The organism is Cognatazoarcus halotolerans (genome assembly GCF_009800965.1).
GTDB classification, from domain to species: domain Bacteria; phylum Pseudomonadota; class Gammaproteobacteria; order Burkholderiales; family Rhodocyclaceae; genus Cognatazoarcus; species Cognatazoarcus halotolerans.
Map to the genome: position 1 here is coordinate 20,782 of NZ_WUAF01000030.1, position 10,569 is coordinate 31,350.

The following is a 10,569-nucleotide window of genomic DNA, read 5'->3' on the forward strand; positions in this document are numbered from 1 at the left end:
CCCGCGGGGTGCCCGGTCGGCTACGTTCAGTTCCGGCCCTCGCCGCGCCACTTCGCAAGCCAGTATTCCATCTGCCTGCCGGCAGCCTCGCGGCCACCCAGACCGAAGGCCAGCGCCACTGCTACCGCGATCGCGCCAAGCGTCAATCCGAAGGCGAGATTGACGATATCGTCGGCAATCCCCATCGCCCGCAGTCCCATCGCGATGACGACCCCGAGGATCGCGAAACGGGCCACACGTGCCAGGCCTGAGGTGTTTTCGCCACTCGCCTTGTCGATCGCCGCCGAAGCGAGGTTGGCCAGCCAGAAGCCGACCACCAGGATCACACCGCCGAGCAGGATGTCGGCGCCGAAGGTGATGAACATCGTCACCACATCACGCACCTGACCGAAGCCAAGACGATTGGCCGCTTCCACCGTGGCAAAGAGCATCGCGAAGAACAGGGCGATCCGGCCGACCAGCATCGAAGCGGTGTTCTTCTCGCCGAACGCGTGCGCCATGCCCAGCCGCTCGGGCAGCAGATCGAAGCCCACGCCTGCGAGCAGACGGCCGATCAGCCCGGAGGCGAAGCGCGCCACGAACCAAGTCACCATCAGGATCACCGCTGCAGCCACGATTTCGGGCACCGCATCGAAAAACTGGCCGAGCATCGCGGTTGCCGGTCCCGAAACCGCCTCGATCCGCAGCGCATCAAGTGCCGCGATCAGGCTCGGGACGAAGACCAGGATGAAGACCACGGTCGCCGCCAGGCTGGAGAGCTTCACCGACTCGTTGAGGCCGACCTTCTCGCCAAGCCGGTCGATCCCCGCCGCGCCCAGCAGGTTGCCGACCAGGCCGCGCAGCACCCTGGCCACCAGCCAGCCAACGAAACCGATCACCGCCGCAGCAAAGACGTTGGGCAGCATCGCCAGGCCGGTGTCGACCATGTCCTGCACCGGTCCAAGCAGGCCGTTGAGCTGGAATGCACCGAGAATGGCCGGCAGGAACAGTAGCACCACCAGCCAGAACAGGACATTGCCGAGATTTTTGCTGATCGGTTCGACGCCCGCTTCGGCGGACAGCTTCTCGTCGAGACTGGTGGCGGCGAGCCCGCGGGTGGCCAGCGCACGCAACGCGGTGGCCAGCGCCCAGACGATCAGGGACAGGACCGAACCGGCCAGCAGATTCGGCAGGTAGCCGGTGATCTGCGCCACCAGCGCGGCAAACGGTGCGGACACCGTCTCGAGGTCGAGCGCGTTGAAGACCGCAACCAGGGTGACGAGGATCACCAGGCCAGAAAGCCCCAAGGCAATCGCCGATTCGGCATCCATGCGCTGGCCGGTGGCCGCGGCAAGCCGGCTGTTGAGGCCGACCACCCCCAAGAGGCGCTTGCTTCCGGCGCGCGCCAGCAGGGCGAGGAACCAGCCAATGACGAGTATCCCGAGCGCCCCCAGAAGGTTCGGCAGCTGCGTTCCGAGGCTGCCCTGCAATGCAGCAAAAAGTGTATCCATGTCTGTCGGTTCTCCCTGTGCTTGAAGTTCGAATCGAACGTGCCCGCACAAGCGCATCGGACACATTCCCGCTTTTTCACGCTAAAGGAAAACATTTTCCAGAATGTTGCAATGCATCCATTTATGCCAAAAAAGCACATTCAGGATAAACACCACTTAGTGTGCGGCGCAACATTTTTTGATTCAGCCACGCCAAGGAGACCGTCATCTCGGCGGGAATCGGGAATACGAACCGTCCTTTCAGGAGACTGGATCGGCCGGCTTTATCCGGTACCAGGCCGCATAGAGCGCCGGCAGAAAAAGCAGCGTCAGCAAGGTCGCCACCGCAAGACCGCCCATGATCGCGACCGCCATCGGCCCGAAGAAAGCGCTGCGGGTGAGCGGGATCATGGCGAGAATCGCTGCCGCGGCAGTCAGCATGATCGGCCGGAAACGTCGCACCGTGGCTTCGATCACCGCATCGAGCGCGGCCCGCCCGGCAGCGAGGTCCTGCTGGATCTGGTCCACCAGGATCACCGAGTTGCGCATGATCATGCCTGACAGCGCGATCGTCCCGAGCATGGCAACGAAGCCGAAGGGCTTGCCCGACAACAGCAGCGCCGCGGTCACGCCAATCATTCCCAGCGGCGCGGTGAACAACACCATGGTCGTGCGCGAAAAGCTCTGCAGTTGCACCATCAGCACGGTAAGCACCACGAGGATGAACAGCGGTACGCCTGCGGCGACCGAACTTCCCCCCTTGCCGCTCTCCTCCACCGAACCGCCGACCTCGAGACGATAACCGAGCGGCAGTTCGTCGCGGATCGACGCGATCGGCGCAGCCAGCGCGGCGACCACCTGGGCGGGCTGTTCGCCACCGTACATGGTGGCGCGGATCGTTACCGTGGGGATGCGGTTGCGGCGCCAGATCACGCCCTCCTCGAAGCCATGCTCGAGCCGCGCGACCTGCGCCAGCGGCACACCGTGACCGCTGGCGGTCGGTATCGAAAGATCGGACAGCAGCGACAGGTGGGTGCGCTCGAGCTCGGCGCCACGCAGCACGACCTTGATGGTTTCGGTGCCCTCGCGAAATTCGGTCACGGTACTGCCGTTGAGGGCCGTGTCGAGCAATTGCGCGATGTCCTGGCTGGAAAGCCCGAGCAGCCGTGCCTTCTCCTGATCGATCGCGAGACGCACCACCTTGGATGGCTCCTGCCAGTCGAACTGCACGTTCGACAGGCGCGCATCGCTGCGCATTACCGCAGCCACGCGGTGGGCAACCCGGTGCAGCTCGTCGAAATCCTGGCCGCTGACCCGGTATTGCACCGGAAAGCCCACCGGCGGACCATTCTCGAGGCGATTCATCACCGCCCTCACACCGTGCGGATCATTGCGATAGAAGTCGATCAGGGTCGTGCGCAAAGCTTCGCGCTCATCCAGGCCCTCGGTGAGTATCACGAACTGGGCAAAGCTGGTCTGCGCCAGCTGCTGGTCGAGTGGCAAGTAGAAACGCGGGCTGCCGGCACCGGCATAGGCGACAAAATTCTCGATGCCGGGTTGCTTGCGCAGCAAGGCCTCGAGGCGTTTCACTTCGGTGTCGGTAGCCTGATGGGAGCTGCCTTCCGGCAGGCGCAGGTCCACCAGCAGTTCGCGGCGCGTCGAATCGGGGAAGAACTGCTGCGGCACATGGCTGAAGGCCACCAGCGATGCGACGAATATCGCCAGCGTGGCGAGGATCACCCACCAGCGATGCGCCACGCAACCCGCCACGAGGCGGCGGAAGCGCTTGTAGAACGCGGTCTGGTAGATCGCATCCTCTTCGTGATGTTCGTGGTGATAGGGATCGTGGCTGGCCAGCCAGTCGGCCAGTCGAGGTGACAGCCGCCGCATCAGCCGCATGAAAACGCCCGGCTTGCCATTGGCCTTGGCGAGATCCGGCAGCAGGTGAAAGCCGAGATAGGGGACGAACAGGACCGCCGCCACCCAGGACACCAGCAGCGCCGTCACCGTCACCTGGAAGATCGAGCGCGTGTATTCGCCGGTGCTCGAGGCCGCGGTGGCAATCGGAAGGAAGCCGGCGGCCGTCACCAGCGTGCCCGAGAGCATCGGCATCGCGGTGGAGCTGAAGGCAAAACTCGCCGCGCGGGTGCGCTCCCAGCCCTGCTCCATCTTGGTGGCCATCATCTCGACCGCGATGATCGCATCGTCAACCAGCAGGCCAAGGGCGAGAATCAGCGCCCCGAGCGAAATCTTGTGCAGACCGATGTTGAAGATGCTCATCAGCAGGAAGGTGATCGCCAGCACCACCGGGATCGTCACCGCCACCACGATGCCGGTACGCAGGCCCAGCGACAGCAGGCTGACCGCGAGCACGATGATCACCGCCTCGGCCAGCGAGCGCACGAACTCATTCACCGAGCGCTGCACCGCGCGCGGCTGATCCGCGACCCGCTCGAGCCTCACCCCTGCAGGCAGTTGCGACTGGATGCGCGCCACCGCGCCATCGAGATTGTGGCCGAGGGCGATGATGTCGCCGCCCGCCCGCATCGACACCCCGAGGCCGAGCGCATCTTCGCCCATGAAGCGCATGCGGTCGGAGGGCGGGTCCACAAAACCGCGCCTGACCTCCGCCACGTCGCCCAGGCGAAAGCTGCGCCCACCAGCACGGATCACCGTGTCGGCAATCGCCTGCGGGTCGGCATATTGCCCGTCCGGACGCAGGTAGATGCGCGACTCGGACGTTTCGAAGAAGCCGGCGCCGACCTCCGCATTCTGGCTCGCGATCGATGCCACCACCTGCTCGACCGGCACACCCAGCGTCGCCAGCCGGGCGTTCGAAAGCTCGATGTAGACCCGCTGCGGCTGATCGCCGAAGAAATCGACCTTGGCCACATCGGGCACCCGCAGCAACTCGTTTCGCACCGCCTCGGCAAAACGCTTCATTTCGGCATGATCGAGGCCGTCGCCGACCAGCGCGAAGATGTTGCCGAAGGTATCGCCGAACTCGTCGTTGAAGCTCGGGCCGACCACCCCCTGGGGCAGGGTATAGCGGATGTCTCCGATCTTCTTGCGCACCTGGTACCAGATGTCGGGCACCTGTCTTGCCGGCGTCGAATCCTTGGCGATGAAGAACACCAGCGACTCGCCCGGCCGCGAATAGCTGCGCAGGGTGTCCATCTGCGGCAACTCCTGCAGCTTCTTCTCGATCTTGTCGGTGATCTGCTGTTCGACCTCGCGCGCGCTCGCCCCCGGCCACTCTGTGCGCACCACCATCACCTTGAAGGTGAACGGCGGGTCTTCGGACTGCCCGAGACTGCGGTACGAGACCAGCCCGATAAGGGTGAGCGCCACCATCAGGAACAGCACCAGGGACTGATGCCGCAGTCCCCACTCGGAAAGATTGAAGCGGCTCATCGCCGGGCGTCCAGCGAGACCGGGGCATCCTCGAGCACCGGGCGTACCTTCTGGCCGGCGCGCAGCAGCGGCGCGCCGCGTACCACGATCTGTTCGGCAGCGCTCAATTCGCCCCTGATCAGCGCACCGTCCTCGCGGAAGGACACCACCTCCACCTTGCGTGGCGCAACCGTGCCGGCGGCGGCGTCAAGCACCCACACCACAGGCTCCTGCGCATCACGGCTCACCGCCGAGAGCGGTACCAGCAAGGTGCCACGCGCCTCGCCCGCAAAGCCCACCATTGCGGTGGCGCCGAGCGGCAGCGCTGCTTCCGACGCATCGATGGTCACCTTCACCGCGTAGGTGCGGGTTGCAACATCGGCCGCCGGCGCCACCTCACGCACCGTGCCGCCAAAGGTCCGTGACTGGTCCGCCCAGGGCCGGACACGCGCCGCGGTACCAACCGACACCTGCGCCAGCCGGCTCTCGGGAATGTTGATCAGCACTTCACGCGCGCCGTCCTGCGCGAGGTGCAACACCGGCTGGCCTGCCGCCAGCACTTGCCCCGGCTCGGCCAGGGTCGTGGTCACCACACCATCGCGATCAGCCTCGAGGGTCGCATAGCCGGTCTGGTTGCCCGCCAGGCTGGCCCCCGCACGTGCCTGACCGAGCCGCGCCTCGGCCGCCTGCAGGCTGGTCCTTTTCGCATCGAGCACCGCTTCGCTCTGGAATTTCTGCGCCACCAGACTGGCGGCGCGCTCGAACTCGCTGCGGGCAAGCCGCAGATCCGCCTCGGCGGCGGCAAGCTCTGCCCGGGCCTGGGTCGCGGAAAGCTGCAGGTCGGCGGGATCGAGCCTGGCCAGCACCTGCCCCTTGCGCACCCGCGCGCCAGCGTCGACGAGCCGCGCGGTGAGCTTGCCCGGCACCCGGAAGCCCAGCGCGGCCTCGTGGCGGGCATGCACGTCGCCGGTATAGAGTGCGACGTCAAGGGCCGCAGCGGCACCGACCGCACGCACCAGCACGGCCGGCAGTTGCGCCTCGGGCTGCGGCTTTTCGGCACAGGCCGCAAGCAGCATGGCGGCGGCAAACGGCAACACGAGAGAACGCAGCATCATGTGGAAACTCCTGAAACCGGAGCAAGCTCCAGCCCCTTGAACACCAGATCGAAGTAGGCCGGCAGATAGACCTCCGGCCGGCAGGCGACGGGATCGCACACCGCCATGGAGTTGCGCCAGACCGAGAGCATGATCAGCGGCGCCATCAGGACCTGCACAGTGGCCGGCACGTCTACCGGGCGGAAGAGTCCGCGCTCGATGCCCCCCTGCAGCGCACCGGCGACCAGCACGCGGCCCCGCGAGATCACGTCCTCGTAGAAGTAGCGCGCTACCTCGGGAAAGTTCTGCGCCTCGGCAATCATCACTTTCGGGATGCCACCCAGATCGGTCGCACCGATCAGATTCCACCATCCCATCAGGATCTCGCGCAGCAGACGCGCCGGATCATCCTTGAGCGACGCGTACAAGGCCTCGCCCTCACTCATGACCGCCACCACACGATCCTGGATGACCGCCTTGAACAAGGCCTCCTTGCTGTCGAAATAGAGATACAGCGTCCCTTTGGACACCCCCGCCCGCGCCGCCACCTCATCGAGGCGGGTCGCCGCGTAGCCCTTTTCCACGAACAGGCTGAGCGCGGCCGCGGCAAGCTCCGAAGGCCGGGCCTCCTTGCGCCGGCGGCGTCGCGGTGCGGCCTGCTGCAGCGTTCCGCTCACCGCCCGACCCCGCGCACCATCAACACCGCCAGCAGCGGAATCAGCGCCGCGATGCACAGCTCAACCAGGATCAGCTTGCGGGTTGCCTCCAGCTCCGCCGGTGAAGGCTGGATGCCGGTACTGGCCCGTTTGCGCCAACGCATGAAACGCATGGTCGGCCACGCCGACATCACGCCGACCAGCAGGAAAAGCCCCATCTTGGCGTGGAACACCGGGTTGCCGAGATAGAAATCCGCCGGCATCGCACCGAAGGTCAACCGGCCCAGCCCGCTCAACAAGAGGCCAAGCGCCGCCCCGAAATAGACGAGGTCCGTCTTTGCCAGGGCCAACGCCACCCCGCGCTCGCCAGAAGGGCGACACAGCTGGAATTCGCGCCACAGGGCGCCGAAGAACAACACCATGGCGGCATGGTGCAGATAGGCGAGAACGATATCGACAGCCACGGGAAGACCATAACTTACTAACCAGTCAGTAATTTAGTCGCTACTGGCTGGCTGCACAAGCGCGCATCGTTGCGGAGCGACCTTTGGTGCAAGGTCAAGCTGCTGCCATCACCCTGCCGGGATCTCCGTCGTTTTGGAACGGCCTGGCGCGCAAGCGCGAAGAACGGCGATTCACACCCGCATGCGCCCCTTCTGCCGGACCACCATGGCGGTCAATCCAAGGCCGGCGAGCAGCATTGCGTAGGATGAGGGCTCCGGCACGACCGCCGTCAGGGTGAAGGCCGGCTCACCGGGATTGGTCGCCAGCAGGGTATTGGCGCCCGACACCATGACGGTCAGCGCATTGGCCGTGCCACTGCCCGAATCCCACAATCCCCAACCACCGCTGGTATCGGTGAGCACGTTGAAAGCGGTGAACTCCCCTGTTACCGGGTTCCAGCTGTAGCTTCCGCGCTCGATACCGGGTCCGCCATCGGCGTCCGCAGTGCCGGCCTCGCCGAGGATGTAGGTGCCGTCGGCAAACAGGTTGACGCTGACCACCGGTTCGCCCGGGATGGTCCATGAACCAACGATGGTCCCGGGGATGTGCGGAATGCGGGAAGCCGAGTAGACATGCGCCAGCGGATCGGCCGCCAACGGGCTGCTCACCGTGGCCGAGTCGCCCGAGACCGCGAATTTCACCGGCCCATCCACGTCGTTCGCGATTCCCCAGTCGCCATTGGTGTCGCCCTGTGCGGTGGCGGTGATCAGGCCATAGTCGGGGCCGGGCGCAGAATTCCACGTGTAGGCGCCCCACTCCACGCCGGTGTGCGTCGCATCCCCGTCGATATCGAGCGCGACCAAGTAGGTCCCGTCCTCGAGGAAGGTTGCAAGAATATGGCCATCCGGATCGTCGATCAGCCAACTTCCGACGATCGGCTGCATCGCAAGAGCCGGCGATGCGGCGAACAGGGACACCAGGAAATGCACGGGCTTGATCTTCATCTCGGGAGGTCTCTCGTGGCTGGGCAGAACGGACGGACCCATACGCTCGACATTCTTGCGCCGAGCTCGCCGGGTAAGGCTTTGTCATGCGCATATTCCGCAGAATAGTGCATGGCATCATTTATTCAACCCGCAAACCACCGCTCGACGCGATCTCCTGCGCAGCGGCCGAATGCCAGCCTGTCGCCCCAGCGCTGCACGACTCCAGCAGCCACGCCGGCCTTGCCGTTGCAAATGGGAATCCCCGCGGTGGCTGTGCGAAACTGGCAACGCGAGCGACTGACGAGATCGGATCGCTCCCCGAGACTCTCTGCCAGGGGCGGTCATGAATCCGGACGATATGCATCGACTGATGGAACTGCTGCAGGGCGGCCCCGTGGCGGTGCTGTCCGGCGCCGGCCTCAGCGTGGCGAGTGGCCTGCCAAGCTACCGCGGGCAAAACGGAGAATGGCTGCATTCCCGGCCGATCCAGCACCAGGAATTCCTGTCTTCCGAGGCCGTGCGGCAACGCTACTGGGCACGCAGCTACGTGGGCTGGGAAACGATTGGCCCGGCCCGGCCGAATGCCGGACATCTCGCCCTGGCCGCACTTGAGCAAGCCGGCCGCGTCTCAGCGATCATCACCCAGAATGTCGACGGCTTGCACCACAAGGCCGGAACAAAGGCCGTGATCGAACTGCATGGCAGCATCGCCCGGGTGAGCTGCCTCGGCTGCCACGAACCCTACCCACGCGCAGTCGTGCAAACCTGGCTGCGCGACCTGAACCCCTCGCTCCCGCACCAGCACGCACGGGCCATCAAACGCGCACCGGATGGCGACGCCCATGTCGACGAAGCCACCCACCAGAGTTTCGTCGTGCCCCCCTGCCCCGCCTGCGGCGGCATCCTCAAGCCCGATGTGGTCTTTTACGGCGACGGCGTCCCGCGTGAACGCGTCGCCGCGGCGATGCATGCGGTGGAGCAAAGCGCCGCATTGCTGGTGGTCGGCTCCTCACTGACGGTCTATTCCGGCTTCCGCTTCGCCCAGCACGCCCACCGTCTGGGAAAACCGGTGGCGGCGATCAACCGGGGCGTCACCCGTGCGGACCCGCTGCTGAACCTGAAGATCGACGCAGACTGCGGGGAGGCGCTTGGGCTGGTCGTGGGCGAACTTGCGGCGTGGGAACGCTCAACGTGCTGATGTGTCGGGGAAATGCCCATGGCTGGGGTGAGGCCCCACCTGCGGCAAACCCGCGTGACAGTAGAGAGCATGGTGGCGGCCAGCCCCCCCCCCCCCGCTTACTGCCAACGGCGGCCGGTAATCCTGTCACCTGAATTGCCTATGGAAAAGCGAGCTCACACAGCAAGCCGTCGGACAATATAACGTTTCATCCCGGCCAAATCGGGCGATCAGCGTGTTTGCGGGCCGCAGGTTGGTTCCGCTTCCTTCGCCACGGTAGCCACAACAGCGCAGTTGCCGCCAGACTCAACCGAGCCCCGCTGTTCCGCTCGGCTCCCAAGGAGCTCGAGACCACCTCGCCGCTTCCCATGTAGCGGAGGTCCCGCTTGTCATGAAACGGGATGTAGCATTGAATCCAGCTACATAGGCCCTTGCCGTACGAATGCAGTAATGCTTGATCCGGTTGCACTCGCGTACGACGTCCAGCAGACGGGGCCGAGAAGATGCGGGGAACGATGAGATTGATATCCGACGTTCCACCAGGCTTGTCTCACGAGACTGCTATGACATTCAATGCCTTAGCAACCCCTACCCCCATTATTCTCCTGTCGTATATTCTGCTTACTTGACATTTTGCTGTCGACTTCACGTTTCGTTAGGGCTCTATAGGCGCCAACGATATGGGCTACTACTCACTTGAACCGCCAATCAGTACAACGCTAACAGGTTGATGCAAAACCCAGTGAACGAACGGCCCTGGCAAATGTCATAGCCTGGTCTTCCGAACCCTTGTCCTGACAGCGATGCGTGGCCAACTTGATCCCCTGTCCTCGATGTTCCATTACTTCTCGGCGGAATCCCGCGTGCCGACAGATCATCCGCTACGCGGGGTCAAGAAACTGGCCGAGCGAGCACTTGGCGCGATTTCTTCTGAACTCGATGCGCTCTATTCGAGCACGGGTCGCCCGTCGATTCCGCCGGAACGGCTGCTCAAGGGCCAATTGCTCATCGCGCTGTATTCGATTCGTTCCGATCGGCAGTTCTGCGAGCAACTCGACTACAACATTCTCTTCCGCTGGTTTCTCGACATGGATCTGGAGAGCGCCGGTCTGGATCAATCGAATTTCAGTCGGCTGCGCGAGCGACTGGTGGTCACCGACATCGCGCGCCGATTTTTTGATGAAGTCGTGTGCCTTGCGCGCCGTGAGCGGCTCCTGTCTTCCGATCACTTCACCGTCGATGGCACGCTGATCGAAGCCTGGGCCTCGTTCAAGAGCTTCAGGCGCAAGGACGGCGAGCCGCCCAAGGATGGGGGTGACGGCACCGGCATGGTCGATTTCAAGGGCGAGA

At 64.6% G+C, this 10,569-nt stretch carries 8 protein-coding genes; 2 read left to right on the plus strand and 6 right to left on the minus strand.

Annotated elements, in window-relative coordinates:
- Nucleotides 1-26: 26 nt before the first annotated feature.
- The 6 genes from GQB03_RS21655 to GQB03_RS21680 all read right to left on the minus strand — a co-directional run bounded on the left by GQB03_RS21655 (nucleotide 27) and on the right by GQB03_RS21680 (nucleotide 8,060).
- Nucleotides 27-1,490 (minus strand): mechanosensitive ion channel, encoded by a 1,464-nt coding sequence (locus GQB03_RS21655; RefSeq protein WP_159693709.1) that lies wholly within the window; start codon nucleotides 1,488-1,490, stop codon nucleotides 27-29.
- Nucleotides 1,491-1,730: 240 nt separating this feature from the next.
- The gene (locus GQB03_RS21660; RefSeq protein WP_159693710.1) at nucleotides 1,731-4,883 is read right to left on the minus strand and encodes an efflux RND transporter permease subunit; all 3,153 of its coding nucleotides are present in this window, start codon (nucleotides 4,881-4,883) and stop codon (nucleotides 1,731-1,733) included.
- On the minus strand, nucleotides 4,880-5,977 hold the full coding sequence (locus GQB03_RS21665) for an efflux RND transporter periplasmic adaptor subunit (protein WP_235027174.1): 1,098 nt from the start codon (nucleotides 5,975-5,977) through the stop codon (nucleotides 4,880-4,882). The genes GQB03_RS21660 and GQB03_RS21665 overlap by 4 nt, the downstream gene beginning before the upstream one ends.
- On the minus strand, nucleotides 5,974-6,633 hold the full coding sequence (locus GQB03_RS21670; protein ID WP_159693711.1) for a TetR/AcrR family transcriptional regulator: 660 nt from the start codon (nucleotides 6,631-6,633) through the stop codon (nucleotides 5,974-5,976). The genes GQB03_RS21665 and GQB03_RS21670 overlap by 4 nt, the downstream gene beginning before the upstream one ends.
- Complete coding sequence (locus tag GQB03_RS21675; RefSeq protein WP_159693713.1) at nucleotides 6,630-7,076, minus strand: DUF2214 family protein; 447 nt, start codon at nucleotides 7,074-7,076, stop codon at nucleotides 6,630-6,632. Before GQB03_RS21675 ends, GQB03_RS21670 begins: the two co-directional genes overlap by 4 nt.
- 171 nt (nucleotides 7,077-7,247) lie before the next feature.
- The gene (locus GQB03_RS21680; RefSeq protein WP_159693715.1) at nucleotides 7,248-8,060 is read right to left on the minus strand and encodes a PEP-CTERM sorting domain-containing protein; all 813 of its coding nucleotides are present in this window, start codon (nucleotides 8,058-8,060) and stop codon (nucleotides 7,248-7,250) included.
- Nucleotides 8,061-8,385: 325 nt separating this feature from the next.
- Here GQB03_RS21680 and GQB03_RS21685 point away from each other — a divergent pair, with 325 nt between their 5' ends.
- Nucleotides 8,386-9,240: an NAD-dependent protein deacetylase gene (locus GQB03_RS21685; protein ID WP_159693717.1), complete on the plus strand. Its 855-nt coding sequence runs from the start codon at nucleotides 8,386-8,388 to the stop codon at nucleotides 9,238-9,240.
- Nucleotides 9,241-10,022: 782 nt separating this feature from the next.
- A partial coding sequence (locus GQB03_RS21690) for a transposase (RefSeq protein ID WP_200832366.1) occupies nucleotides 10,023-10,569 on the plus strand: 547 nt, incomplete at its 3' end.

What these genes read in the sequence shown, in the direction of transcription:
- GQB03_RS21665 (WP_235027174.1), bottom strand. Translation starts at nt 5,977, where the DNA reads ATGATGCTGCGTTCTCTCGTGTTGCCGTTTGCCGCCGCCATGCTGCTT.
- GQB03_RS21655 (WP_159693709.1), bottom strand. Translation starts at nt 1,490, where the DNA reads ATGGATACACTTTTTGCTGCATTGCAGGGCAGCCTCGGAACGCAGCTG.
- GQB03_RS21660 (WP_159693710.1), bottom strand. Translation starts at nt 4,883, where the DNA reads ATGAGCCGCTTCAATCTTTCCGAGTGGGGACTGCGGCATCAGTCCCTG.
- GQB03_RS21680 (WP_159693715.1), bottom strand. Translation starts at nt 8,060, where the DNA reads ATGAAGATCAAGCCCGTGCATTTCCTGGTGTCCCTGTTCGCCGCATCG.
- GQB03_RS21685 (WP_159693717.1), top strand. Translation starts at nt 8,386, where the DNA reads ATGAATCCGGACGATATGCATCGACTGATGGAACTGCTGCAGGGCGGC.